Below are 26,011 nucleotides of genomic sequence, written 5' to 3'. Positions count from 1 at the left end.
TTTTTGCCTAAAGCAACTGCGTTGCCTTGCGCAACGCCTTCTCATAAACTTCCTCCCGCTGATGACGATCAAGCGCACGCGCCATCAGCGCCGCCAGCGAGGCCTCTTCCAGCCGCAGCAGGCCGGGAGGCGTCTCTTCAGGCCGTTCGGCAAAGCCACTAACTTTGGCCTGCAACGTCAAAGTGGTTTCGCTCAGCCGGCGGGTGATCGACAATGCGCCCGGCCGGCCCTCGTGATTGAGATCGAGATGCAGGCCGGTCAATTCCGCCTGTTTGCCATTGTCGACGCGAACGATTTCAGTGCGAATCTCGCGGCCGGCAGATTCCCACAGCGCGCGCCAGCCATTTTCCGTGGCGGTAAACGGCTCGGTCAGCCGCCACTGCAATTGCGCCGCCAGCCAGCCCAGCAGCAGCGCCGGCTGCGACATTTCAAGCTCCGTCATGCCACCGCTCATCTGCACCGTGACTTTTTCGATGCTTTGCAGGCAATCGGCCACACCCGCCAGCTCGAAAAGCCGGGCGAGCAGATCGCGCCACTGCGTCAGGCGCAGCCAGTTCAGGTCGATCAAAAAGCCGTCCCGCCAGTTTGCGTTGAGGGAATTGGCGGCGGCAAAGGTGAGGCTCAAATCCAGCGCGACCGCCGAGTCGAAGATCAGGCAATCGCTGGCGCCGAGCAACTGCTCGAAGAGCGCGGACTCGCGGGGCAACCCCGACAGCCACCACAGAACGACACGCAAATCACCGATGAGCAGCGGCAAGACGGTGCCCGGCACTTGCGCGACCGCTGCACCGCGCGCGATGACGGTGATCTGCTCACAACACACTTGCGGGGCGTCCGGCACCGGCAAATGGCAATGCGCCGATACATAAGCGGAGAGCGCCTCAGTTTCTGATTCGGCATCAGCGACAACGACAAGGGCGCGGCAGGGATGACGGCTGGTGAATTCCGCGATCGCGGCGGCTGCCTGATCCGCCGTTTTGTCATCGGGTGCAATTGCCATCACATTGAGCGTGCACGCACGCATCACAGGACGGCCGGCCGCTGCGGCCGTGGCCGCGCCTGCCGCCTCCTGCTCCACCGCAACTTCCTGCCACAGCAGTGTCAACTCTTTTTCGATGGCAGCCACATCAACCGAAAGCTTTTCACCCTGAATGAAGGTTGCAGCAGAATGAGCAGACATGGGCCGGGCCTCGCTTGGTGTTTGCACTCGTTTGAATTCTTTTGCGACACTAAAGCCGGCGCCAGCGCCGGCCTTCGGATTCGATGAAGGTCTCGGCCTGGGGCGGGCCCCACGTGCCGGCTTGATATTGCGGCAGGGGCTGGTCGTTGCGTTCCTGCCAGGCTTCCAGGATCGGCGTGACGAATTGCCAGGAGGCTTCCACCTCATCGCGGCGGGTGAACAGCGTGGAATCGCCCAGCATGCAATCCCACAGCAAACGCTCATAAGCCTCCGGCGAGGGCTTGCCGAAAGAGGTGCCGTAGCGAAAATCCATGTTGACCGTGCGGACCTGGATCGCGGCACCCGGCAATTTGGCGGCAAATCGCAGGGTGATGCCTTCCTCCGGCTGGATGCGCAGCGCCAGCACATTGGCTTCCAGACCGGCGGTATGCGCCCCAAAGAGCAGATGCGGCGCGGATTTGAAATGAATCGCGATCTCGGTTGCGCGTTTGGGCAGCCGTTTGCCACTGCGCAGGAAAAACGGCACGCCGGCCCAGCGCCAGTTGTCGACAAAAAGCTTGAGAGCAACGAAGGTCTCGGTGCGTGAAGTCGGCGCGACCCCCGGCTCCTGCAAATAGCCCGGCACCAGCCGGCCGCCGACCAAACCCGGGCCGTATTGTGCGCGCACCGTGTGCGTGGCGATATCCCCGGGCAAAATCGGACGAATGGCCTGCAGCACTTTCACCTTTTCGTTGCGCACTTCCTGCGCGGCAAAAGCGATCGGCGGTTCCATCGCCACCAGTGCCAGAAGTTGCAGCATGTGGTTCTGAATCATGTCGCGCATCACGCCCGCGGTTTCGTAGTAACTGCCGCGGCCCTCCACGCCCAGGTCTTCCGCCACCGTGATCTGCACATGGTCGATGTAGTGGCGGTTCCAAATCGGCTCGAAGATGCCGTTGGCCAGGCGAAACACCAGGATGTTTTGCACCGTCTCCTTGCCGAGATAGTGGTCGATGCGAAAGACCTGGCTTTCATCGAACACTTGCAGCACCTGCCGGTTCAATTCGCGCGCTGTTTCCAGGTCGCGGCCAAACGGCTTCTCGATGATCACGCGCGTCCAGCCGCGCTCATTGCGGGCCATGCCGGTCCGGCCCAGGCGCTGCACAATCACCGGATAGTGCTCCGGCGGGGTGGCGAGATAAAAGAGCCGGTTGCCCGCGGTTTGATGGCTGGTATCCAGCTCCGTGAGCAGGCGCTGCAAACCGGCATATCCGGCCTCGTCTTCAAAGGTGGCAGCATGATAAAAAATGCGCTCGCTGAAATGCTGCAGCATGTTGCCGTCGAACTCTCGGTTGCGGGAGAACTGGGTGATGGCCTGCACCATCTCTTCGCGGAACGCCGCGTGGGTTTTCTCCCGCCGCGCGAAGCCCACCACGGCAAAATCCTGGGGCAGCAGGTTGTCGCAGGCGAGATTGAACAACGCCGGCAGCAGTTTGCGTTTGGTGAGATCACCGGAGGCGCCAAAAATGACCAGGACATTGGGTTCCGGCATGCGTTCGAGACGCAGACCCTCACGCAGTGGGTTCTCGCTGGCAGTGGTGTGGGGCATGTTGTCGTTTCCTTGTCATGAGGTGTTTTCATCTCCCTCCGAAACAGTGAATGCTCAAGATATGCTCCCGCAGCGGCTGGGCCGCTGCATTGAACCCTCTGCCCCTCCTCCACAACCAGGCTCTACAAACCTCCCCTCAACCGAAGATGAACCCCGCCGGCAGTTGCAGCACCGCCCGGGCTGCGGTGTTGAGCCCCTGCTCCCATAACGGCCGTGGCAGTAAACTTCCAGCGTCTCCTCCACGCCGGAACTTGCGCAAACCCGGCTCAACCAGGGGGCAACGTTCTTGCCTGCAGATCCAGCGGCAGTGTCCGATTCCGCAGATAGCGGTCGTGAAAGGCCCTGGCCTTCGCGCGGTTGAGGTTGGCATAGCAATAAAGACAGCCATGCGGGCAACTGTCGTAATAGCCGAGGTCGCGGCTTTCATAACAGCCACAGTCTTCACGCGTCGGTGCCGCACGCAGCCGGCGCCAGCGCTCCGGCGCCCATTGGCGCACGGCTTCGGCATCGACACAACGCGCCTTCAGCACTTGCGGCACCGCGCACAGGGCGTCCTGGCAGCAGGAATAAAGCTGAATGCCATGCGGTGCCGCCAGATCTGCAAGCGCCTGTACCAGCGCCAGGCGTTCCGCCAAAGGGGGATCATGAAACTGTATGCCATGCTGGCGCGCCGCCCCGGCAAAGTTGCGCCGGACCTTTTGATACCATTGCACAAAAGAAAAATAGCAGCGCGTGGTGGCACCGCGCAGCCGGCGGGCGAGCTCATTGAACTTTTTCAGATGATAATCCACCGGTGTGTGATCGGACAGGACGATGGGATCATAGCGCCAGTAAACCCGGCCGGGATACCGCTGCGCCAAGCGCCGGAAAGTGGCGATGGCAAAATCCAGCGGGGGGTTGTTGCTCTCCAGAATTTTGGGCAGGCCGTTGATGGTGAAGTGGAAATAGAAGGCACAGCCGTAGCGCGCCTCCAGCCGGTCAAGATGGCGTTCCAGCGGATGCGGATTGCGCGTCCAGAAAACCAGCAACAACACCTGCTCGGGCAGCAGTGACAGCCGCACCGGTTGAAAGCTGACGGGGTTGGGATAATAAACCTCCCCCTTTTCCACCTGGCGCATGAACCAGTCAGCATAGTAGGCGGGAATGTCAGTGCGCCGCGATACCGAAATGATGCGCGGCGCGCACTCAGTGCGAACGGCCATGCGGCATCCTTGCGATTGCGTCGGGCTTTTGCCCGTGAAACTCGAAATCCCGCGAAATCATGGTGAGTATTCCCGTGGCGCTTCTGCTTTCGCCGGAGCATCCCGGCGGACTCGCTAGTTTTTATCGCCGCCGAAATCGACGCGCGGGGCCCGCTGCGCTGCGGCGGAGGCTTCGAAATAAGGCCGTTGCTGGAAGCCGAACATGCCGGCAATCAAGTTCACCGGGAAAGTGCGCGCCATGCTGTTGTAAGTCTGCACGGCTTCATTGAAGCGCCGGCGTGCCGTGGTGAGGCGGTTCTCCGTGCCTTCGAGCTGGGTTTGCAGATCGAGGTAGTTTTGATTGGCCTTCAGCTCGGGATAGCGCTCGACCACGACCAGCAGGCGGCTGAGCGCCGCGCCGAGATTGTCCTGCGCCTGTTGAAACCGCTGAAACGCCTGCGGGTCGTTGAGCACATTTTCGGCATTGATCTCCGGGCGTGTGGCATTGCTGCGCGCTTCGATCACTTTCTGCAGCGTCTCCTGTTCGAACTTGGCGGCGCCCTTCACCGTCTCCACCAAATTCGGAATCAAATCGGCGCGGCGCTGATAGTTGTTTTGCACCTCCGCCCAGGCCTGCTTCACGCCCTCGTCCAGGCTCACCAGCTTGTTGTAGTTTCCCGAGAAAAAGCTGTAGACGAAAAGCACCAGCAGCACGATGATGCCCACGCCGATGAGAAACTTTTTGCTCATGCTCCATTCCTCCTTCAGTCAGATGGGGGAAAACCTACATGTGGTCGATGTACTCGGTCAGTTTTGTGATCTGCGCGATGTAATCTTCCGTGAGCTGCCACAGCTCTTCGCGATAGGGCCGTGCGCTGCCTGTTTGCAGCCGGAACAGCGGGGCGATGAAACCGGTATCCAAATTGGCAAGGGCGGCAACTTTGAGAAAACTCTCCTGGCGGGTGGCGGGAATCGCTTCGCCTTTGAGAAACAAGAACGCTTCGAACAGCGCGTAAAAATCGTTGATCGAGGCCCGCAGCAGCGCCAGCAGCGCCTGGCGATCCTGGCCCCGGCCAAGCAGCCCCTTCCACAGATGCACGAGCTTGCCTTTGATTTCGCGCTCGAGTTGCAGCCGCAAATGCGCGGGCGCGATTTCCAACCGCGACAACACGTCTTCGCCGAAGAGCACGCGGTGATGGCATTGCATGCTGAGCAACTCGATGGGAAAACTGTCGCGCGAGGCCTGCAGAAAAGCGCGGGTGAGCACCAGCGGCGTGACCATCGCGCGCTGCTGCCATTTGGCGGTGAGCGGGATGGCCTGCCGCAGCCGCGTCATGCCGGCGGGCGTGAGTACGATCAGGAAATTGATATCGGATTGGTCGGCGGCATATTCGCCGCGCGCCGCGCTGCCGTAGAGAATAACCGCCTCCAAATCGGCACCCATTGCGGCCTGCCAGTCCTGGACATACGCTGCAAAAATCGCCTCCGAAGCTGCGGGCATCTTTTTCATCTTCACCTCGATCGTCTGGTCGATCAGAAGCTGCCGCCGGCGCCACCGCCACCGCTGCGGCCGCCGCCAAAACCACCGAATCCGCCGCCGCCAAAACCACCGCCAAATCCGCCGCTGCGACGGGAGCCGCCGAGACCGCCGGAGAGCACCAGCGGGCCGAGCAGGCCGCTGCGCGCCAGGATCAAAATCACCAAAAAAAAGAAGAGCAGCGCCGGCATCGACAGGCTTCTATCTGCGCCGCGCTCCCGCCGCAGCCGCGGCTGGATCGCGCCGGTCAGCTCCACGCCGGCATCGGCGGCAATCAGACCGGCGAGAGCAGCCGCGCCCGCCAACAGGCCGGCACCGTAATCATTGCGCCGCAACTCGGGCAGCATGTACTGGCGGAAGATGCGGCCCACGGTAATGTCGGGCAAAATGCCCTCCAAACCGTAGCCCACTTCGATGCGGGCTTTGCGCTCGCGCACCGTGAGCAAGATCAACACGCCGTTGTCGCGCCCCTTCTTGCCGATTCCCCATCGTTCAAACAACCGCACGGCATAATCGACATAGTCGTAATCGCCGATCGAGTCTACGGTGACGATTGCCAGCTCGGCGCCGGTCTTCTGCTCGAGCTCGGTGCACAGCGCGGTGAGTTGTGCGGCTGTTCCCGCAGGGATGACCCCGGCAAAATCATTGACATGGCCGACGGGCTGCGGGAACTCCTGACCGTGCGCCGATGCCCACAGCCAGAGAAGCTGGGAAAGTGCAAGGCCGGTCCAACGGAAACGCCTGCAGGCGTGCTTCACTTTCACGTTCCTTCCAGTGCAGAAGACCTCATTACTGCGCCGGGGTGTCTGCCGGCCGTCGCGTTCAACCGAAAAAATTGGCCGGCGGCAGGACCTCGTCTGCGGCTCATCTCATCAATTTTCCAGGAATGCCATCCGTCATGGAAGGATGCCATGCAGGAGCAACACGGCATGTGCTTTGGACGAGCAACAAGGAATGAGGCATGCGTGTGCCGAAAAATTCAGCAAATATGCGCCGCAGCTTACCATATCATCACCAAAAAATCAAGCGGAAAAATGGCCGGAGCGTAATGCCTCAGTTATGTGTTGGGACGTGGCCCAGACATCTTGTCCGGCATCACTGCCTGAATTTTGCACCCAGACTGAACTGATCTCCGCCGCGAGAAACGCCAATAATCGCAACGCCCAACCACCCAGGCAGTGGGGCATAAAAAATTTCGCAGGCAAACCTGCGGTCAACTCCGGCAGGGGTGCACGTCACACACGCCCTTTCTTCCGGACAACAGCAAGCCAGCATGCAAAATTCAGGCACAAACTTTTCAAACAAAGCAAGAAGCTCTCACGCAAAGAGTTTTTTCTGGAGCACCTGCCCAACAACAAGCCTCAACACCACCAAAATCACACAGGCCGCCGGATTTGCTCTCGTGCTCTTGGCGGGTGGCGTGGTTCAAAAATCTTCACGCTGACCGTTCCCTCCCCTTTTTGATCTGCCACGGCATGGCCGTGGTATTCCGGCAGAGAGCATCTCCAGGATCGCAGGATAAAGCCACGGTCAAAGCGTGGTGGAACGGTTATTCTTTACGAAACCCCTGCAGCTTCGCGTCCTTGCGTGTTTTTGGCTTTTGGATTTTATCGCTGTGAGAAAGTTGGCAGCATTGGACACCTTGTCTGCCGGCAGGGCTGTCTGCGCTGCTCCACGCGTTACTGCGGATTACGGCGCCGGTGTCATTTTGCTTGCATCTTTGCCTCCCACGGGCTATTTACCTGCATCGTCATACGGCCTTGCAACATGATCACAGGACACGGTTGTCATGAAATGGTCATTCAAATTCGCCACGATTTTCGGCATTGAAGTCAAGGTGCACGCCATCTTCCTGCTGTTGCTGTTTTTCGTCGGCTGGACGAACACCGCCGCGGGCGGCCCGGCGGCCGGCCTGGCTGCCGTGCTTTTCTTTTTGACCATCTTCCTGTTCGTGCTGCTGCATGAGCTCGGGCACAGCCTGGCGGCGCTGCGCTATGGCGTGGTGGTGCGCGACATCGTGCTGTTGCCGATCGGCGGCGTGGCGCGCATGGAAAATCTCCCGAAAAATCCCCGCCAGGAAATCGTCATCGCGCTGGCGGGGCCGGCGGTGAACTTTGCCGCAGTGATCGTGCTCTACCTTGTCCTGCAAACCCTCGGTCTGCCGGTGGATCATTTGAGCTTCGATCTCAGCGGCAAAGACTTCTGGAACGGCATGCTCAGCCTGAACGCTTTCATGGGGCTGTTCAATCTCATTCCCGCCTTCCCGATGGATGGCGGCCGCGTGCTGCGCGCGTTGCTCGCGCTGCGCTATCCCTACGGCCGCGCCACGCGCTATGCCAGCAATATCGGCCAGATCTTCGCGGTGTTGTTCAGTCTGGCGGGCATCTTCTTCCTCAACAATTGGTGGCTGGTGGTGATTGCAGTGTTCATCTTCACCGGCGCCGGCAGTGAAGAGAGCATGGTGCGCTTGCGCGAGGCGATTGAGGGCGTCGCGGTCGCGCGTGTCATGTCCACGCGCGTGTACACACTTGCCCCCGACGATCCCCTGCGCAAAGCGCTCGAACACTCCTATCAAGGCTGTCAGGATGATTTCCCGGTGCTGCAAAACCAGCGGCTGGTCGGCATTCTCCCCAAAAGCAAAGTCATGGCGGCCATCTATCAACGCGGCGTGGAAGCCCCGGTGTGCGACTTCATGGAGACGCGCTTCACCGCGGTGCGGCCCTTTGCCAGCCTGGCGCGCGTGTACGAAGAGATGCTGGAAAAAAAGCTGGATTCCGTGCCGGTGGTGGACGACAACCGCATTCTCGGCATGCTGACCCTGGAAAACATCGGCCGCTACTTCATGGTGGCCTCCACGCTGGAAAAAAAGGCAGGATAAGGAGGAGGAATGCAAAACGAGCTTTTGAATTGGATCAACACGGCCAGTAGTTACGTTTGGGGACCCCCGATGTTGGTGTTGCTGGTGGGCACCGGCATTTATCTCACCTTCCTGTTGCGTGGCCTGCAGTTTCGCACGCTCAAGCATTCACTCTATCTGGCACTCATCAAACGCAAAGAGGACAGCCATGCGGCCGGCGACATCAGCCATTTCCAGGCGCTGATGACGGCGCTGGCGGCCACCGTCGGCACCGGCAACATCGCGGGTGTGGCAACGGCAATCGCCTCCGGCGGGCCGGGGGCGCTGTTTTGGATGTGGATCACCGGCTTGTTCGGCATGGCCACCAAGTATGCCGAAGCCGTGCTGGCGGTCAAGTATCGCGTGGTGGACGAGAACGGCATGATGAGCGGCGGCCCGATGTACTACCTGTCGCGTGGCCTGAAGAATCCGCGCCTGGGCAAATTTCTCGGCATGCTGTTCGCGCTGTTCGCCGCGATTGCGGCGTTCGGCATCGGCAACATGGTGCAATCCAATTCCGTGGCGGATGCCATGCACAGCTCCTTCGGCGTGCCGCATGCCGCCACCGGCATCGTGCTGGCGGTCGCCACCGCCCTGGTCATTCTCGGCGGCATTCGCAGCATTGCCCGCACCGCCAGCGTGCTCGTGCCGGTCATGATCGTGCTGTACATGCTCGGCGGGCTGCTCGTGCTGTTGATCAACTGGCGCGGCATTCCCGATATCGTGCTGTATGTGCTGAGTGATGCCTTCACCCCGAGTGCGGCCATCGGCGGATTTGCCGGCGCCACGGTGCTGCAGGGCATTCGCTACGGCGTGGCGCGCGGCGTGTTCTCCAATGAATCCGGCTTGGGCAGCTCACCGATCGCCGCGGCCGCCGCGCAAACGAAAAACCCCGTGACCCAGGCGCTCGTTTCGATGACGCAGACCTTCATCGACACCATCGTGGTGTGCAGCATCACCGGCTTCACGATCATCGCCACCGGCGTGTGGACCACGGGCAAAACCGGCGCCCAGCTCACCACCGCCGCGTTCAGCACCGGTCTGCCCGGCGAGAGTGGCGGGTTGATCGTTGCCGTCGGCTTGATTCTGTTCGCCTACTCCACCCTGCTGGGATGGAGCTACTATGGCGAGAAATCCGTCGAGTACTTGTTCGGCGTCAAGTCGATCAAACCGTATCGCGTGGTGTTTTCCATCTTTGTCGCCGTCGGAGCCGTGGCCCAGTTGCAGCTGGTGTGGTCACTGGCGGATTTGATGAACGGCCTCATGGCGATCCCCAATCTCATTGGATTGTTGGCGCTGTCGGGCGTGATTGTGGCAGAAACCAAGAAGCATTTCTCCAACGAGAAAACGTGAACGCGTCAGACAGCAAAGCTCAAAGCCACCATGTTCGCGGAGAGCATGTGTGGCTCGTTCATTTGCACGAGCAGGATTCTGTCATTCGGTGCGTCATCCCCTTCGTTTTTGCACCGTCCGGATCTCGGGAAGATCCGGACGGTGTGGCACAGCCAATGCTCTGATGCCGAAAAATCCGGCAATCTTCACCATCTCAAATCCCACCCGCGCGCGAGGCGCGCCAGCAGGCGTGTCGTCCCCTCCTGCAACACCGCCGGCCGCGTCAACAAGCTCACCACCAGGAAACCCTCCTGCGCGAAATCAAAAAAATAGCCCGGATGCACCAGGACATGATCCTGCGCGAGCAGAGCAAGCGTGAATTCCTCCTCACGCACGGACGGCGGCAGCGCGAGCACGGCATACCAGCCGCCCTCACGCGGCAACAGCCTGACTCCGTGTCGTCCATGGCATTGTTCGCGCAAATGCCGCTCATTGGCGGCCACGCGCTGCCGAATCTGCTGCTGTATTTCCCGGCGCAACGCCAGCAGGCGCGGCGTCGCCTGTTGCACGGGCGTGCCCACGGAAAGATAGGTGTCGGCAATGAAATCGAGGCGCTCCCGGGCTTCCACCGCCAGGTCGGCCGGGCCGGCCACGTGAATCCAGGCCAGCTTCATCTGCGGCAGACCGAGCGTCTTGGACAGCCCGCCGAGCACAAAGGTCAGGACGGCGTGATTGTCGATCAGCGTGGTCACGCGCTGCGGATCATCACCATGGCCGTAGTCGGCAAAAACTTCGTCACTGATCAAGGCCAAATCATACTCGCGGCACAGCGCGTTCAAAGCCTGACGTTCCTCCTGTTTGAGAAAGGAGCCGGTGGGATTGTTGGGGTTGACGACAAGCAGCGCGCGTGTTTTGGTGCTGATCATGGCTGCCAGCCGTTCCAAATCGATACGCCAGCCCGCCTGCCTGTCATGATGCAGGGGATAATGCAACAGCTTCACCGCCTCCAGCGCAGTGAGAAAATCGAACAGCGGATAACTCGGCTGTGGTGCCAGCACCTCGTCTCCGGGATCGGCGAGCAACTTGAAGAGAAAGGCGTAGGCTTCACTGGTGCTCGCAGTAAGATGCAGCGCCTCCGGATCAACGGCATGGCCGAGAGAAGCATAGTAGCCGGCAATCGCCGCCCGCGCGGGGGACAAACCGCGTGGCGACGGCTCATACACCAACGCCTGCGGCTGCGCCAGCGCGGCCAGAATCGTCTCTGCCGAGTAATCGAAGCCGGCCCGGGTGGGATTCGATTCCGTGAGATCGAGCACATCCTGGCCGGCCGCATGCCGGGCTTCCAGCACACGGGACAAACGATTGGCGTGGAGGCTCCACGTGAAGCGCGAGGAAAACATCATCCTTGCTCCTGTGCATGCATTGAAGCAGACCGCCGTGCAAACTTTGCCGGAATGCCTTTGCCGGGAGAGGGTTTCCCGCGTGGCAGCATGATGACGGCGTCTGCCAGTCCGGAAGGAGGCGACGGCGCGGCTATGCCTCGAGTATTTGCGGCGAACGACATGCCGCAGTCCTGTCTGCAGGCCTGCCAACTCGCACGCCACACCCAACGGACGGGGTCTCGCAGCGCGATACTGCCTCGGTAACACCTGGGGACATGGCGCAGACATTTCGTCTACAGGCTGGGATGCCTGCGCTGCCCCACACATTGCGCAGGGAGCACGCGGCGCACCAGTTTTCCCTTGCGGTTTTCACGGGCAAAAGGCAAATTGCGCCGGTTTCTTTTCGCAGCAAACGCCCCACCCGCCAAGGCACGCGGGTTGATCATGATGCGCCACAACTGACCTGACGAGGAGGAAAATCATGGTTGCCATGCTTCGCACCGTCATGCTGTTGCTGGGAGCCGTCTCTCTGCTCACCGCCTGCGCCGCGGGTCGGATGAAAATCAGCGAGCTGACCGCCAACCCCGGCAAGTACAACGAACAACCGGTGACGGTGAAAGGCAAAGTGACTTCGACTTTCGCAATTCCCATCCTCGGGCAGAGCCTGGTGAAGATCACGGATGACACCGGAGAGATTTGGGTGAAGCCGTACAACCGCGTGCCCTTCGAGGGCCAGGAAATCACCGTGCGCGGCAGGCTCAAAATCGGCATCACCATCGCCAACAAGAATTTCGGCGTGATGGTTTACGAGGATGAGCCCAAAAAGAAAAAATAGGATTGGACGCACACCCTGCCGTCGGGAAGATCATTGTCAATCGCAAGGAGCAAGCGGAGATGTCGGCTGTTACCATTCGCGTGATTGGTGTGCCCATGGACCTCGGGCAGTCCCGGCGCGGCGTGGACATGGGGCCGAGCGCCCTGCGCTACGCCGGCTTGTATGACCGCCTGTTGCAACTCGGGCACGAAATCGAAGATTATGGCAACGTGCCGGTGGAAGATCGCGCCATCCTGCCGCGTGAAGGCGGCATCCGGTTCCTGCCGACGGTGGTCAAAACCTGCGAGACCGTTTATCAACTTGGCCGCGAAGCGATTGCCGCCGGCAAGATTCCGTTGTTTCTCGGTGGCGATCATTCGATCGCCGCCGGCACCATCGGCGGCATCACGCACGATTCACCCGCCGGCGTGTTGTGGATCGACGCCCACGGTGACTTCAACACACCGGAGAGCTCGCCAAGCGGCAACATTCACGGCATGCCGCTCGCCGCGCTCATGGGGCAGGGCGCGCCGGAGCTGGTCAATCTCGGCCGGCCGGGCGCCAAACTCCGGCCCCCGGATCTCGTGCTGATTGCGGTGCGCGACCTCGACCCGCTGGAAAAAATCCTGCTGAAGCAAAGTGGCGTCACCGTCTACACCATGCGCGAAATCGATGAGCGCGGCATCTCCGTCGTGATGCGGGAGGCGCTGCGGCGTTTGAGTCATTTGTCACGGCTGCATGTGAGTTTGGACATGGACAGCCTCGATCCGCTCGATGCCCCGGGCGTCGGCACCCCCGTGCCGGGCGGCCTGACCTATCGCGAAGCCCATCTTGTCATGGAAATGCTGGCCGATTCGAAACTGGTGCGTTCGATCGACATCGTGGAGGTCAATCCCATTCTCGATCATCGCAATCACACCGCCAGCATTGCCGTCGCGCTGCTGGCCTCGCTTTTCGGCCAGTCGATTCTGTGACCAGCGGCCGCGGGCCGCCGGCGCGCTCAAAATCTCACCACCTCTCCCACCTTGACACCGTGCCGTGCAAACCAGCCGGCGTTCACTTCCAAAACATACTGCGCCGGCGCGACCGAGACATAACTCTTGCTCTCATCCAACGGCACCATGTGTTGGATGTCGACGATTTTGCCGTCGCTGGCGATGAAAGCAATGTCCAGCGGGATGAAAGTGTTGCGCATCCAAAACGATTGCAGGCGCGCCACTTCAAAAACGAACAGCATGCCCTGATCCTCCGGCAGTTGCGCGCGAAACATCAGACCGCGCATGCGTTCTTCGTCGGTCTGCACGACTTCGACAAACAGCGGGGTTGCGCCGACGGTGATACGCTGGCGGCCTTCCGGGATTTGCGCTGCGCTCCCGGTTGCAGGTTTCGCATCGGGCTGCTGCTTGCAGCCCAACCCGCCCAGCAGGCAGATCAGGCCACTGATGATGCTGGTGTAGAAAAATGCTGTGCTGGAATTTCTCACGTACGACTCCGCTCGCTGGAGGGCTTGGTCTCAGTTATTTTTGCCTGCGAAGCTAACAAGATTCTCGACCTCATGCAAGGCGGAAGCGTTTGCCGGTCAGTTCCGCCCGTTGTGATCTTCACTTCTGCCTGCGCGCGCTTGCCCGTCTGCGGACGCATGTCAGAGGTTCCTGCCTTTCAACCCAGGGCAAGCCGCATTCTAAAAAGGATCTTCCAACGGCTCAGAACAAGCCGGCGGATCAAAATCTTCCTAATCCGCCGGGGCGATTGTATTCGTCGGAAAGCCTTCACGATTGCAAGCACCGATGTTTCGAATGAGATTGATGGAATTACGCATCAGACACCGGGAATGAAACCACGGGCTTTCTACGTTCATACGAGGGATTGCAATCCGGTTGGCACCCATCTCAGCGGAGAACACATGCAGGCTCGCATTCGTCTTCTGTTGTGCGGCTGGTGTGCGGCGCTGTTGCTGCCGCTCACGCTCCGGCCGCAAAGTTGGCAGGAAATGACCCCGGCCTCCGGCGCCGCGCCCGTGCCGCGCCGCAATGCCGCCGCGGTTTATGATACCGCCGGCCACCGCCTGATTATCTTCGGCGGCCGCAGCACTGCCGGTGATCGCAACGACGTCTGGGCATTGCATCTCACCACCAACACCTGGACGGAGCTGACGCCGGCCACCGGCCCTGCGCCAGCACCCCGCTTCACGGCCAATGGCGTTTATGATTCGGCGCAGCAGTTGATGCTCATTTGGTCGGGCCAGGGCGCAGTTTTCTTCAATGACGTGTGGGCCTTCGATCCAAGAAGCTATTCCTGGTCACAATTCAACCCGCCTGATCCCAGGCCCAATGTCCGTTACGGCACGGCCGCGGTGTACGATCCCCGCCGCCGCGAGCTGGTGACGTTTGCGGGCTTCACCGATCAAGGCCGCTTCGATGACACCTGGCGCTTCAAGCCCGCGGACAACGCCTGGCAGCAGCTCAGCCTGGCGATTCATCCTGAAAAGCGCTGCTTGCACACCGCCTGCTACGACAGCCGCAATCATCGCATGATCATCTACGGCGGCCAAACCAACGGCGCCCGCGGCGATATCTGGGCATTTGATTTGAATCAAAATCAGTGGCGGGATTTGACGCCGGCAGCAAGTCCGGCGGGGCGATGGTTTCCGGCGAGTATCTACGACAGCCGCAATCATCGCGTCATCAACTTTGGCGGCAATCTGGGCGCCAGTCAGACCAATGAGGTTTGGGCCTTCGCTTTGGAAAGCGGCCGGTGGCAACAATTGCATGCCACCGGCGTTGGGCCCGCGAGCCGGGAGGGCGCGGCCGCCATTTATCTGCCGGAGGAGGATCGCATGGTAATCTTCGGCGGGCGCGGTGGCGCAACTGATTTCAACGACGTTTGGTTTCTGAATGATCTCTCCGTGGCAACTTCGGTTGAGCAGGACGGTGGAACGAGTACTGCCCCACGTTCTCTGCGCCTGTTGGGCAATTATCCCAATCCCTTCAATCCGGAAACAGTGATTGTGTATGAATTGCCGCAGCCGCAAACCGTGACGCTGGAAATCTACAATGCCCTCGGCCAACGCACACGGCGCTTGCTCAGTCAACTCGTGCCCGCCGGGCAACACCGCGTGCATTGGGATGGAAGAGATGAAAGGGGCAGAAAAGCAGCACCAGGAGTCTACCTCTGCGTTTTGCGCTCGGGCAAATTCTCTGCGGCGCGCAAGATGGTCTTGCTCGAATAGCGCGGCCCGCCCGCTGGATCTTCGACAGGATTGACTGGATTGGCGGGATTCGACGTTAATCCTGTCGATCCTGTTGCGACAGCGTCGAGCCGGGCACCACCCTGCATTTGTCACCCGCGAGATCACCTCAAATCACAACTCCCGCGCCACGGGATAAAGATTCGCCTCCTGATCGTAAAACGGCGTGCGTTGATAGAACCACTGCAACCGCTCGTGCGGATTTTGTGCGAAAAGCGAATCGCTCTGCACTTTGGTTTGGAAGGCGGCTTTGAGCTGTGCGTCCTCGGCGAGCATGGCTTCCGCCATCGGCTGCATGACATAGTCCTCGACATATTCCGCCGGCGACAGACATTCCAGAAAAAATCCCCAGCGGAAAAAAGAATCGCCGGAGGCCGGCTCCAGCAGGAGGACAGCGAGGTCACCCAGCGGCTGGTCGGTGGCAATGCGCACGGTGCCCGCCGGGAATTGCCGCGTTGTCGTCTCCGCCACCGCCGTGGCACTCACGCTGACATGGCCTTCAAAAGGCCGGCTCGCGAGTTTGACATTTTCCAGTCGATACATTTCCACGGCGATTTCGCGCGGCGCAGTCAACCGTTCCATCTGGATGCCGTGCAGGGCCAGGCGTTCAATCACCTCCGGCCATGCCGGCGGGATCCAGTATGCGGTGGGACGGCGCACGGTCTGCGCCGCTTCACTCATCTTCTTCAGCGGAATTTTGGCGGCGTAAGTTTTGCCGGTCCATTGCAGGTAGCGACTGTTGGTGATGGCAGAGAATACTTCGCGGGCTTCCACTCCGAGAAAGGTGAAGCTGTCGGGGGAGGCGGTTTGCGGCACGCGCCAGGCGAGCGGCACTTCCGGCATGCGCCGGCGGCGGTCTGTTGCAATGGCTTCCTGCAATGCGCTGCCGTGTCTGGCGAGGACGCGCAGCGTGCTTTCCAGCAGCACATAGGTTCCGAGCACGCGCTGTTTGTAGGGTTTGAGCGAGTGGTTCTCGACCAGCACAGTGGGCAGATGACGCAGGTCGCCGTAGCCGTTGGAAAAACGCGGCGAGGCGGTCCACTCGATCATGCCGGTGCGAAAATCTTTGCCGTCCGCCGGACCGCCAACCAACGGGCCGGGGATGTGCCCCATGGCCTCCAAATCGCGATGGACGGCGGGCGTGAGAAACTGGTCGAGCCAGGCGGCACCGGCCGGCGAATGGGCATGCGGCCCGTTGTAGCCGAAGGTGATGTCGTATTGATAGTCCGCGCCGTCGGTGACGTGAATGTCGAAATAAAGATCGGGATCGTACTCGTTGAGGGCGCGCACCAGGCAGCGCATCTCGGCGGCATCGAGCTTGGTGTAATCGCGATTGAGGTTGAGATTGCGCGCGGTGGTGCGCCAGCCGGTTTCCAGCGGGCCGCGCTGGTTGATGCGGTTGTAGGGCGAGAAGCGTTCATGGGCATCGACGCTGAAAATCGGCACAAACAGCAGATTCACGTGGTCGAGCAGTTCGTGCTTCGTGCGGCGCACCGTCAGGTCGCGCAGCAGCATCATGCCGGCGTCCTTGCCGTCGATCTCGCCGGAATGAATGCCGGCCTGCACGAGAAAAACCGGTTTGCGGCTGGCGCGCAGGGCGGCGGGGGTGAAGGCCTTTTCGCGGGAGGCAATCACCATCCAAATGTCGCGGCCTTGCAGACTCTTCCCGAGCGAGACCATCTTCAGCTCCGGCGCCGCCGCGCAGAGCATGCGCAGCCATTGCACGGTTTCGTCGTAGCGCGGGGTGCGTGTCAATCCGCTTTTCTCCGCCGGCGTGATCCAGGGATCATCGGGCGAGACAATGAGCGCTTCACTTTGACCGCGCCACGGCAATTCGGGCGGAAGGCGGGGGTGGTGGGAGGCCTGACTGAACAAATCTGCGGGAAGCAGAGACAGCCAAAAAATGCCGGCAAAAGGCATTTGCCAGCGCAACCATCTTGTGCAGCTCATGAAGCTTTCCTCCTTTTCCGGGCGGGTCGCTTGACTGTTCGAACAGATCTTGTTATACTCGTTCAGGTTGAAAGTTGAGGCGGCGGCATAAACAGTTCACTCTGCCGGTGCTGTTTCTGCCGCCGCCAGCAGGGGAGCGAAGGACGCCCATCAGCGCCGCGCGGGACGCTCTGTTTACAACCCAACAGTTATTCCGGCCTCGCGGCCCCGTCTGTATTCGTTGCAGCTTGAAATTTGAATTTCAAAGTGCAGGACTTCCGTCGTGTAGTCCAGCTCGAAAACAACGCCAGCCGGAATATGGTTTGCGCCACCAGCAGCGTGATTGCAGTGCCTGCTGAACCATTCAAAAAACCATTGCCGCAGATTTTTGCAAGACAAATTTGCTCAACAACAATTGTGTCCGACTTTCCCTGCGGAGGCCTCCCGTGAAAGAAACCACCGGTGGTGAAATCCTGGCGGCGATGCTCGCCAAAGAGGGCGTGCAAAAAGTCTTTGGCATCATCGATGGCACCTATTTCGGCTTCTATTCCAGTTTGAAAAAATTCGGCATCGACTTGATCAGTCCGCGGCATGAGGCGTGCGCGCTGCACATGGCCGGTGCCTATGCGCGGCTCACCGGCAAACTGGGCGTGGCGATGGCAAGCAACGGTCCGGGCGTCGCCAATGCGCTGGCGGGCGTGGCGGTGGAAAACGGCGAGGGCAACCGTGTGCTGCTGATTACCAGCACGCGGCGCAGTGGCATCGGCTATCCCGATCGCGGCGGCACCTATCAATATTTCAACCAGGTCGGCGCGATCAAGCCGATGGCGAAATGGAGCGGGGTCGCACTGTCATTCGGCCGGCTGCCGGAGATGATGCGGCGGGCGTTGCGGCTCTCCTATCACGGCCGGCCCGGCGTGGTGCACGTCGATGTGCCGGAAGACCTGATGAACGGCAAAACCGGGGCGCAGCCGCTGCTGGCGCCCGGCCGGTATCGTCGGGTGGAGGCGATTTGCGCCAGTGACGAGCAGGTGGCGGTGGCGGCGGAGCTGCTCGCGGCCGCCCAACTGCCGATGATTCACGCGGGCAGCGGCGTGATTCATGCCGCGGCTTATGACGAGTTGCGCACGGTGGCCGAGCTGCTGCACGCACCGGTGACCACGAGTTGGGGCGGCCGCAGCGCACTGCCGGAGACGCATGAGCTGGCGATTCCAATGACCCATATCAAGCTCAACCAGGCGGTGCGCACCAGCGCCGACGTGGTGCTGACGCTGGGCTCGCGGCTGGGTGAAACCGATTGGTGGGGCAAGCCGCCCTATTGGGCGCCGGCGGGCAAACAGAAAATGATTCAGGTGGACATCGACGAGGAGATCCTCGGCCTCAACAAACCGGCGGATTGGGCCATTCTTGCCGATGTTAAAATCTTCCTGGCGCGACTGGCGGAGAAGCTGCGGCCGCTGCAAAACAAAATGCCGCTGACCGAGCGCCGGAAAGCAGTGAAGAAGTTTCAAAACGCACGAAACACTTACCGGCAAAAACTCGCGGCGGCCTTGCAGGACACCAGCGTGCCGATGAACCCCGCACACGTGGCGCAGGTGTGCCGCCGGGTGTTTGCGGATGACGCCATTTGCGTGATCGACGGCGGCAACACCGCGGTATGGGCGCATTTCTATCACGAAGCGCGCGTGCCCAACACGCTTTTGCACACTGCAAAGTTCGGCATGCTGGGCGCCGGGGTGGCGCAGGCGCTGGGCGCCGCCGTGGCGTTACCCGGGCGCCAGGTTTATTGCATCATCGGTGACGGCGCGATGGGATTCAACCTGCAGGAAATCGAGACCGCGGTGCGCAATGATCTGAAGCCGATTTACCTGGTCTGTTGTGACCGGCAATGGGGCATGGTGAAGATCAACCAGCAGTTCGCGCTGCGGCCGGTCAAAACGATGGTGAAAAAAGCCCTGCCGCCGGAGGAGACCATCAATACCGATTTTGCCGAAATTCAATTCGACCGGCTGGCGGAGAGCATGGGGGCGCACGGCGAGCGGGTGGCGGATCCGGCGGACTTGCAGCCGGCGCTGGAGCGCTGCCTGGCAGCGAACAAATGCAGCGTCATCCACGTGGACGTCAACCCCGTCAAGCACATGTGGGCACCGGGATTGATTCATTTCAAGGAGATGCACCGCGAGCCGAGGGGCAGGTAAGTTTGTCACCATCAAAGAAGCCGGGCTTCGGGAGCGGGCGGCCGCGGCCGGTCATGCCCTCGTACCAGAAAGGCACAGAGTATTTTCAGGTCCCCACAGTAACGGGTGAAATGGTGCAGGCCTCCTGCCTGCTGGCGAGATGTCTGTACTGCATGTCCCCACACGTGACCGAGACATTACGTTTCCAGTTTGTATTGTCGAGGCGCCGGGCGAAGATTGGGATAACACAGAGTGTCGCTGCAACGGGCTGCGAAGATTGCTGATTGAAAATCGAGAAGCGAGCCGGGCATTCCCGCTCTTCGCCTCCCGATCATCACTTGCCGGCGGAAGATTGTTGCCAGCAGCCTGCCGCCTTGCCATGCACAGCCGCCCGCATTTTAATCCTGCCTGAGCCGGTGAAGATTTGAGGCCGGGGCCCCATACCTCACGAGATTCCTTATACTGAATTTTGCACCCGGATTGATCCTCTCCGCGGGAAACGTCGCTTTGATCGCGACGGCCAACCACCCAGGGGGATGCATAAAAAATTTTGCAGGCCACCGTGCGGTCAACTCCGTTAGGAATGAACTGTTTTTAGGGAAGCTGCTTTCTGCATTTTCCCAAACGTCGTGAGGAGTGACCTGTTGGGTTCTCCTCAAAAAAACCGCGCCAGATCATGAGAAATTCTACAGGCCACTCCTGACGGAGTTTTGTGAACAGGCCAGTTCTTGCGGCAACAGCAAGCCCGCATGCAAAATTCATGGAGTCACAAGCGTCGTCCCCTTTGGAAACCAGCCACCCAGGCACGGGCTGCGGGTCTGCTGTCCCCCATCAAGCCCCTGTTCAACCGGCGCGCCGGGCCAGTTTCTCCTGCGGAGCAAACTGCAATTGATACAGCCGGTAATAGATGCCGCGCAATGCCATCAGTTCCTCATGCGTGCCGCTCTCACGCACCTGGCCCTTGTGCATGACGATCACACGGCTGGCATGCTGAATCGTCGACAGCCGGTGCGCGATGATCAGCGAGGTGCGGCCGCGCATCAGGCGTTCGAGCGCCGCCTGGATGAGCAGCTCGGTTTCGGTGTCGACGCTGGAAGTCGCCTCATCGAGCACGAGAATGGGCGGATCATAAGCCAGCGCGCGTGCGAAGGCGATGAGCTGCTTTTGGCCAACGGAAAGCGAATTGCCGCGCTCGAGCACCATCTCCTGGAACTGCTGCGGCAATTTTTCGATGAAGCGCAGCGCGTTGACCTCGGCGGCGGCCTGGCGCACCGCCTCCAGGGTGATGGCGGGATTGCCGAGCCGGATGTTCTCCGCGATGGTGTCGGCGAAGAGAAAGACGTCCTGCAGCACCAGGCCGATTTGCGCGCGCACGTCATACAAGGGCAGCGTCGCCACATCCCGGCCATCGATGAAAATCCGGCCGCTTTTGGGCGTGTAAAAGCGGGACAGCAGGCTGATGAGGGTGGTCTTGCCGGCGCCGGTGGCACCCACGATCGCCACGGTTTCACCCGCGGCGATTTTGAAGGAGACATCCTGCAACACCAGCTCGTCATCGCGATAGCCGAAGCTCACGTGGCGGAATTCGATTTCGCCCCGCGCCCAGCGTGCCGGCAGCGTGGCGGCCGGGGCCACACTCACGCCGTTGGTGCCGGCCAGTTCGTCCGGTTCGTCCAGAATGCGGAAAATGCGCTCGGCGCTCGCCATGGCGGTTTGCAAAATGCCGTATTTCTCCGCCAGGTCGCTGATCGGCCGGAAGAACATCTCGACATACATGATGAAGGCCACCAGCGCGCCGAAGGAGAGCGCCCCGGCAATCACCTGGCCGCCGCCATACCAGATGATCAGGGCCACCGCCAGCGCGCCGATGAATTCGACCACCGGATAGAAAACGGCATAATAGAAAATGGTCTTGCGATAGGCTTCAAGATATTCGCGATTTTTCCCGTCGAATTGCCGGAAATTTTTCTCCTCGCGGTTGAAGAGTTGTACCACCGTCATGCCGGTGATGTTTTCCTGCAGGAAGGCGTTGATTTTCGCCAGCCGCACGCGAATGTCGCGCTCGGCTTCCCGCACTTTTTTCTTGAAGATGGCGGTGGCAAGATAGAGCAGCGGTACGGTGGCCAGGGTGAGCAGGGTGAGCTGCCAGTTCAACTGAAACAGCGCGAGGATGATGCCGCCCAGCATGAAGATATCGCCGAACACCGCCACCAGGCCGGAGGTGAACAATTCGTTGAGTGACTCGACGTCGTTGGTGACGCGCGTCATCAGCCGGCCCACCGGGTTGCGGTTGAAGAAGGCGAGCGGCAGGCGCTGCAGATGGCCGAAAATCTGCATGCGCAAATCATACATGATGCGCTGACCGATGCGCTCCATCAGCACCGCACGGGAATAGTTCACCGCCAGCCCGAGCAGCAGGATGGCGAGAAAGGCCAGGGCGACCACCGTGAGGCCGCGCAGATCCTTGTTGGCGATGTGCCGATCGATGGCGATTTTGGTCAGCAGGGGGCCGAGCACCGACAGCCCGCTGCTGAGCAGGAGCAGCGACACGGCAAGCGCCATGCGGCCGCGCATCGGGCGCACATAGCGCAACAGCCGGCGCATGAGCACGGCGTCATAGGTCCGGGTCAGTTTTTCTTCATCGTATCCGGCCATCGGGCACGTCCTACAGGTTCTCCAAATCCTCTTCCCATTGCTGCATGCGGCTCAGCTCGGCGTAGAGGCCGTCCTTTTCGAGCAACAATTCATGCGTGCCGCGCTCGACGATCATGCCGTCTTTGAGCACGACGATGAGATCGGCATCCCGCACCGTGGAAATGCGGTGGGAAATGATGATGCTGGTGCGCTCGCGCATCACCCCGCGCAGCCCGCGCAGAATCTCGTCTTCGGTGCAGGTGTCCACCGCTGACAGGGCATCGTCGAGAATCAGGATGCGCGGCTGGCGCAGGATGGCGCGCGCGATGGCGACGCGCTGTTTCTGTCCGCCGGAAAGATTGATGCCGCGCTCGCCCAGCAGGGTGGCATAGCGCTCCGGAAACGATTCGATCTCGTCGCGAATGCGCGCCAGGGTGGCGGCTGCCTGCAGCGATTCCCCGTTGTTCACCGCGCTGCCGAAGGTGATGTTCTCCTGAATCGTGTCGGAGAAAAGAAAGGTCTCCTGTGGCACACAGCCGATGTGCCGGCGCAGCACCGCCAGCGGGATGCGCCGAATGTCGGTGCCGTCGATCAGCACGCGGCCTTCCGTGGGATCGAACAGCCGTGGAATCAAATTGACCAGCGTGGATTTGCCGCTGCCGGTGTGGCCCACGATCGCCAGCGTCATGCCGGCGGGAATTTTGAGATTGATGTGGCGCAACGCCCACGCCGATTCATGGTAGCGAAAACTGACGTTCTGGAATTCGATTTCGCCGCGAATGGTGGTGAGAGTGTGATCGGTGTCCGGCGTGTCCCGAATCTCCGGCGTCTCGCGCAAAATGCGGTTGATCCGCCCCATCGCGGCGGCGCCCTGCTGCACGACGTTGATCACCCATCCCAGCGCAATCATCGGCCAGGTCAGCATGCCGAGGTATGCCACGAAGGCGACGAATTCCCCCCAGCTCAGCCGGCCGTAAATCACCTCCCGGCCGCCGACCCACAACAGCAGCAGGATACCGGCGCCGGAGAGCGTGCCCATGCCCGCCCACAACAGGCTCTCCACTTTGCTGAGCGCGATGTTCTGCCGCATGTACTCGCGGTTGAGCCGGCCAAACTGCTCAATTTCGAAAGCCTCGCGCAAATAGGATTTGATGACGCGGATGCCGGAGAGATTTTCCTGCACGCGCGCGGTGATCCTGGAAAACTGCTCCTGAATCTGGTGGTAGGCGGTGTAAATCCTGTCCATCGTGACTTTCACGATCACCACCATCAGCGGCAGCAGCAGCATCGCCAGCAGCGTGAGCTTCACACTCATCAGCATCATCAGAATGAAGGCACCCATGCCGACCACCAGCGTGTTGGAGGCATACATGATGCCCGGCCCGAGCACGGCGCGCACGGCGTTCAAATCGTTGGTGGCACGCGCCATCAAGTCGCCGGTGGGATGACGGTTGAAAAAGCCGCGTGACATGCGCTGCAAATGCCGCAGGTAATCGTTGCGCAGATCGTATTCCACGAAACGCGACACCACGATGATGGTTTGCCGCATCCAGTAGCGGAAAAAGCCCTCGGCCGCAGAAACCAGCAAAATCAGGCCGGCGGCGCGCAGCAGCCGTGCGGAGGTGAGATCGGCGCGCAGCATGTCGATGGCGCGCTGCAACACCTTTGGCCCGAGCAGGGCAAAAATGTTGGTGACGAAGATGAAAACCACGCCCAGGGCAATCCGGCCGCGGTATTTCCGGAGGTGGGGCAGCAGCGGCGCCAGCTCACGCAACTCGCTCAAACTTGTTTTGATGGTGGAGGCAACGGCCATATGGCATTCTTGAAATATTACCCCTGAAAAAATAGCCCGCCCGCGCAGTTTCTTTGAACCGTCAGGGCGCGCAGAACACCAAGCCATACAAACTTGCGTTCTCGCGTTTCAACTTTGGTAGCCACAAAAACGCCGTGGCGCAGACTTGCCAGCCGGCAGGCGGACAAGAGGGCTGGGTGGCATTTTTATCGTGATGGGTGTGCAGGCGCACATGGCAATTCATCCGGGGAAACGATCACGCCTGAAAAGTTTTGCACTGCAGGCATTTTGCCTGCCTGGTTTGCAGACGGGAAGTCTGCCTCACAGGGTGGGTCAATGCCGAACGAGTGTACCATCTGAATGGACGGGACGCGTGCCGCTCCGCTCTAGCGGGCCGCCGTCACGGCGGCGGGGACGGTCACGTGATGGATGAATGCCAGCACGCGCGCAAAAATCTCCTCGTGATCATGATCGACCGTCAACACATGATAGGAATTCGTGACGATCAACTTCTCCACGCGGGGAGATTTCACCTGGCGGAGCAGATAGTCGAGATTGCCCACCGGGATGACGTGATCATCCTGTGCATGCACCGCCAGCAGCGGCGCCGTGATGCGGGGGAGTTCACGCCGCACCAGCCGCATCAGCCGCAACGCCGGCTTGGCCGCGGCGATGGGATAGGATTCATAGCTCTGCAGCAGAGCCTTGCCCGCGCGATTCTTCACATCCGGGCCGGCAGCTTTGTGGCGAATGTAGTTGAAGGGTGAGAGCAAATACACACTGGCAGCAGCCCACCAGGAGAGTTTGAGCGCGGGCGCCAGCGCCACCACTCCTGCCACCCTGAAGTTGGCAGCCAAGTGCAAAGCCAGAGTGGCTCCGAGCGACAGGCCGATGGCCACTTGTTGCCGGCTGATTTGGCGAATTTCCTGCAAACCTTGTTCGGCGGTGGCCAGCCAGTCATAATGGGAAACATGGAGCAAATCGCGGGGATGAGTGGCGTGCCCGGGCAAGCGTGGAGTGCGAACGGTGTAACCCTTTTCGGCAAGCAACGCGGCCAACCCGGCCATTTCCTGCGGGCTGCTGGTGAATCCGTGCAGCAACAAACATCCGATTTCATGCGGTGGCCTCATCGCTGGCAATATATCATCCCGTGGGGCAAAAGTCAACCGCGTGGCAGAGAATCATGGGACTGCCGCATGAGGGACCGGGCGGGAAGCCGCGACGCACAACACTCGGGGAGCGGACCGGCCGCCATGCCGCGCCGACCGGTCCGCAACACTCAAAACACGAAGGCAAAGGTGAAGCGATGGGCCTGGCTCAAGCGGCCGAGATCGGAGTAGGCATAGTCCAGCCGCAGGCGGTAACTGGATTTGGCATGGTGCAGATCCAGGCCGCCGCCCAGGGTTGGAAGAAAGGTCTGGTTGTCGGGGTCATCGATGTTGTCGGCATGGGTGAGTGCGCGGAAGCCGCCGCGCACAAAGACGAAACGATTCAGCGAGTATTCCCCGCCAACGCAGAAGCCGGGGGCCACGTCGCGATAGTCGAAGTAGTCGACGTTGGCGACCAGCGCCTGGTGTTCAAAGCGGAAGACATCGAGCGACACGCCCAGGCGAAACACCAGCGGCATCGGCCAGGCCTCGGTTTCCAGACGGGCGGGCGTTTCATCGGGGTTGGCGCCCAGGCCGGGAGCGACGTCCACGCGGATGAGCTGCTCGCGTCCGGACAATTGCAATTTGGTGCCAAAATGGGAGATCGACATGCCGATCTTCAAGCCGCGAAAATTGGTTTGATAAAGTGTGCCGAAGTCAAGCGCGAAACCATGGGCCTTGGAGTTGGCCACGCTTTCGCCGACATACTTGCCCTGCAGGCCAACGGAGAAACGATCGGTCAGCCGTTTGGCATAGGCCAGCCCCGCGGCGAGATTGCTGCCGCCGAGGTGAATGCCGGTGCCATCCGGCGCTTCCGGGGTGGTTTCTTCGAAGTCACCCATGCTCAAAGCGTTCACGCTCGCTGCCAGGGTGGCATTTTCACCGAGCGGCAGGCTGACAGCCACCGCCACGAGATTGACGTCGAGGATCCAGTCCGTGCGGGCGATCATCAGCTCGCGCTGGCGCACATCCGCCAGCCCGGCGACATTCCAAAAAACGGTGGAAATGTCGCTGGCTTGCGCCACGTAAGCGCCGGCCATGGCTTCCGCCCGGCTGCCCACACCAATCTTCAGGAAATTCGCAGCCGAGGTGCCGGCATTGTCGAATTGCGCCAGTGCCGGTGCCGGCAACAGCACCAGCATCAGCAACCATGTTTGCGATTTCATATGCCCGT

Annotated in this window: 20 protein-coding genes; 7 read left to right on the top strand and 13 right to left on the bottom strand. The window is 60.7% G+C overall.

Features of this window, described 5'->3' with window-relative positions:
- Positions 1-7: 7 nt before the first annotated feature.
- From ONB52_20930 to ONB52_20905, 6 genes are all read right to left on the bottom strand, one after another.
- A complete protein-coding gene (locus ONB52_20930) occupies positions 8-1,180 on the bottom strand; it encodes a glucose-6-phosphate dehydrogenase assembly protein OpcA (protein MDZ7418598.1) in 1,173 nt (390 codons plus the stop codon).
- 49 nt (positions 1,181-1,229) lie between these two features.
- Positions 1,230-2,768: a glucose-6-phosphate dehydrogenase gene (gene zwf, locus ONB52_20925; protein ID MDZ7418597.1), complete on the bottom strand. Its 1,539-nt coding sequence runs from the start codon at positions 2,766-2,768 to the stop codon at positions 1,230-1,232.
- A 266-nt stretch (positions 2,769-3,034) separates the two neighbouring features.
- Positions 3,035-3,970: a DUF1848 domain-containing protein gene (locus tag ONB52_20920; protein ID MDZ7418596.1), complete on the bottom strand. Its 936-nt coding sequence runs from the start codon at positions 3,968-3,970 to the stop codon at positions 3,035-3,037.
- 114 nt (positions 3,971-4,084) lie between these two features.
- On the bottom strand, positions 4,085-4,699 hold the full coding sequence (locus ONB52_20915) for a LemA family protein (protein ID MDZ7418595.1): 615 nt from the start codon (positions 4,697-4,699) through the stop codon (positions 4,085-4,087).
- A gap of 34 nt (positions 4,700-4,733) precedes the next feature.
- On the bottom strand, positions 4,734-5,459 hold the full coding sequence (locus ONB52_20910; GenBank protein ID MDZ7418594.1) for a nucleotidyltransferase domain-containing protein: 726 nt from the start codon (positions 5,457-5,459) through the stop codon (positions 4,734-4,736).
- A gap of 23 nt (positions 5,460-5,482) precedes the next feature.
- Complete coding sequence (locus tag ONB52_20905; protein MDZ7418593.1) at positions 5,483-6,250, bottom strand: TPM domain-containing protein; 768 nt, start codon at positions 6,248-6,250, stop codon at positions 5,483-5,485.
- A 172-nt stretch (positions 6,251-6,422) separates the two neighbouring features.
- Between ONB52_20905 and ONB52_20900 the strand changes: the two genes are divergently transcribed.
- The 3 genes from ONB52_20900 (at position 6,423) to ONB52_20890 (ending at position 9,735) form a co-directional block, all read left to right on the top strand.
- Positions 6,423-6,950, top strand: coding sequence for a hypothetical protein (locus ONB52_20900; protein ID MDZ7418592.1), 528 nt, complete (start codon positions 6,423-6,425; stop codon positions 6,948-6,950).
- Between the two features lie 325 nt (positions 6,951-7,275).
- On the top strand, positions 7,276-8,364 hold the full coding sequence (locus tag ONB52_20895) for a site-2 protease family protein (protein MDZ7418591.1): 1,089 nt from the start codon (positions 7,276-7,278) through the stop codon (positions 8,362-8,364).
- A gap of 9 nt (positions 8,365-8,373) precedes the next feature.
- Positions 8,374-9,735 carry a sodium:alanine symporter family protein gene (locus tag ONB52_20890; GenBank protein ID MDZ7418590.1) on the top strand — a complete coding sequence of 454 codons (1,362 nt, stop codon included), beginning with the start codon at positions 8,374-8,376 and terminating at the stop codon, positions 9,733-9,735.
- A gap of 185 nt (positions 9,736-9,920) precedes the next feature.
- On the opposite strand, the gene ONB52_20885 is transcribed toward ONB52_20890, so the two are convergent.
- On the bottom strand, positions 9,921-11,117 hold the full coding sequence (locus ONB52_20885; protein ID MDZ7418589.1) for a pyridoxal phosphate-dependent aminotransferase: 1,197 nt from the start codon (positions 11,115-11,117) through the stop codon (positions 9,921-9,923).
- Between the two features lie 460 nt (positions 11,118-11,577).
- Here ONB52_20885 and ONB52_20880 point away from each other — a divergent pair, with 460 nt between their 5' ends.
- Positions 11,578-11,931 (top strand): hypothetical protein, encoded by a 354-nt coding sequence (locus ONB52_20880; GenBank protein MDZ7418588.1) that lies wholly within the window; start codon positions 11,578-11,580, stop codon positions 11,929-11,931.
- A 59-nt stretch (positions 11,932-11,990) separates the two neighbouring features.
- Complete coding sequence (gene rocF, locus ONB52_20875; GenBank protein MDZ7418587.1) at positions 11,991-12,884, top strand: arginase; 894 nt, start codon at positions 11,991-11,993, stop codon at positions 12,882-12,884.
- Between the two features lie 26 nt (positions 12,885-12,910).
- On the opposite strand, the gene ONB52_20870 is transcribed toward rocF, so the two are convergent.
- Positions 12,911-13,393 (bottom strand): DUF192 domain-containing protein, encoded by a 483-nt coding sequence (locus ONB52_20870; protein ID MDZ7418586.1) that lies wholly within the window; start codon positions 13,391-13,393, stop codon positions 12,911-12,913.
- 420 nt (positions 13,394-13,813) lie between these two features.
- Here ONB52_20870 and ONB52_20865 point away from each other — a divergent pair, with 420 nt between their 5' ends.
- Complete coding sequence (locus tag ONB52_20865) at positions 13,814-15,139, top strand: T9SS type A sorting domain-containing protein (protein MDZ7418585.1); 1,326 nt, start codon at positions 13,814-13,816, stop codon at positions 15,137-15,139.
- Between the two features lie 132 nt (positions 15,140-15,271).
- Here the strand turns inward: ONB52_20865 and ONB52_20860 are convergent, their stop codons facing one another.
- Positions 15,272-17,107: a M14 family metallopeptidase gene (locus ONB52_20860; protein MDZ7418584.1), complete on the bottom strand. Its 1,836-nt coding sequence runs from the start codon at positions 17,105-17,107 to the stop codon at positions 15,272-15,274.
- A gap of 425 nt (positions 17,108-17,532) precedes the next feature.
- Between ONB52_20860 and ONB52_20855 the strand changes: the two genes are divergently transcribed.
- Positions 17,533-19,284, top strand: a complete 1,752-nt coding sequence (locus ONB52_20855) for a thiamine pyrophosphate-binding protein (protein MDZ7418583.1) — start codon at positions 17,533-17,535, stop codon at positions 19,282-19,284.
- Between the two features lie 822 nt (positions 19,285-20,106).
- Here ONB52_20855 and ONB52_20850 read toward each other — a convergent pair.
- The 4 genes from ONB52_20850 to ONB52_20835 form a co-directional block, all read right to left on the bottom strand.
- Complete coding sequence (locus tag ONB52_20850; GenBank protein MDZ7418582.1) at positions 20,107-21,918, bottom strand: ABC transporter ATP-binding protein/permease; 1,812 nt, start codon at positions 21,916-21,918, stop codon at positions 20,107-20,109.
- 10 nt (positions 21,919-21,928) lie between these two features.
- Entirely contained in the window at positions 21,929-23,710 is a 1,782-nt protein-coding gene (locus ONB52_20845; GenBank protein MDZ7418581.1) for an ABC transporter ATP-binding protein/permease, read from the bottom strand.
- Positions 23,711-24,075: 365 nt separating this feature from the next.
- Positions 24,076-24,792: an alpha/beta fold hydrolase gene (locus tag ONB52_20840; GenBank protein MDZ7418580.1), complete on the bottom strand. Its 717-nt coding sequence runs from the start codon at positions 24,790-24,792 to the stop codon at positions 24,076-24,078.
- Between the two features lie 176 nt (positions 24,793-24,968).
- Entirely contained in the window at positions 24,969-26,003 is a 1,035-nt protein-coding gene (locus tag ONB52_20835; protein MDZ7418579.1) for a PorV/PorQ family protein, read from the bottom strand.
- Positions 26,004-26,011: the final 8 nt, after the last annotated feature.

This window comes from candidate division KSB1 bacterium (assembly GCA_034506255.1).
In the GTDB taxonomy this organism is placed as follows: Bacteria; Zhuqueibacterota; Zhuqueibacteria; order Zhuqueibacterales; family Zhuqueibacteraceae; genus Coneutiohabitans; species Coneutiohabitans thermophilus.
The sequence above is the reverse complement of the archived record's forward strand: the minus strand, read 5'-3'. Positions and strand labels throughout refer to the sequence as shown.

Coding starts and splice junctions, on each gene's coding strand:
- ONB52_20915 (MDZ7418595.1), bottom strand. CDS start 4,699: ATGAGCAAAAAGTTTCTCATCGGCGTGGGCATCATCGTGCTGCTGGTG.
- ONB52_20885 (MDZ7418589.1), bottom strand. CDS start 11,117: ATGATGTTTTCCTCGCGCTTCACGTGGAGCCTCCACGCCAATCGTTTG.
- ONB52_20850 (MDZ7418582.1), bottom strand. CDS start 21,918: ATGGCCGGATACGATGAAGAAAAACTGACCCGGACCTATGACGCCGTG.
- ONB52_20835 (MDZ7418579.1), bottom strand. CDS start 26,003: ATGAAATCGCAAACATGGTTGCTGATGCTGGTGCTGTTGCCGGCACCG.
- ONB52_20890 (MDZ7418590.1), top strand. CDS start 8,374: ATGCAAAACGAGCTTTTGAATTGGATCAACACGGCCAGTAGTTACGTT.
- ONB52_20880 (MDZ7418588.1), top strand. CDS start 11,578: ATGGTTGCCATGCTTCGCACCGTCATGCTGTTGCTGGGAGCCGTCTCT.
- ONB52_20860 (MDZ7418584.1), bottom strand. CDS start 17,107: ATGAGCTGCACAAGATGGTTGCGCTGGCAAATGCCTTTTGCCGGCATT.
- rocF (MDZ7418587.1), top strand. CDS start 11,991: ATGTCGGCTGTTACCATTCGCGTGATTGGTGTGCCCATGGACCTCGGG.
- ONB52_20920 (MDZ7418596.1), bottom strand. CDS start 3,970: ATGGCCGTTCGCACTGAGTGCGCGCCGCGCATCATTTCGGTATCGCGG.
- ONB52_20930 (MDZ7418598.1), bottom strand. CDS start 1,180: ATGTCTGCTCATTCTGCTGCAACCTTCATTCAGGGTGAAAAGCTTTCG.
- zwf (MDZ7418597.1), bottom strand. CDS start 2,768: ATGCCCCACACCACTGCCAGCGAGAACCCACTGCGTGAGGGTCTGCGT.
- ONB52_20845 (MDZ7418581.1), bottom strand. CDS start 23,710: ATGGCCGTTGCCTCCACCATCAAAACAAGTTTGAGCGAGTTGCGTGAG.
- ONB52_20895 (MDZ7418591.1), top strand. CDS start 7,276: ATGAAATGGTCATTCAAATTCGCCACGATTTTCGGCATTGAAGTCAAG.
- ONB52_20910 (MDZ7418594.1), bottom strand. CDS start 5,459: ATGAAAAAGATGCCCGCAGCTTCGGAGGCGATTTTTGCAGCGTATGTC.
- ONB52_20865 (MDZ7418585.1), top strand. CDS start 13,814: ATGCAGGCTCGCATTCGTCTTCTGTTGTGCGGCTGGTGTGCGGCGCTG.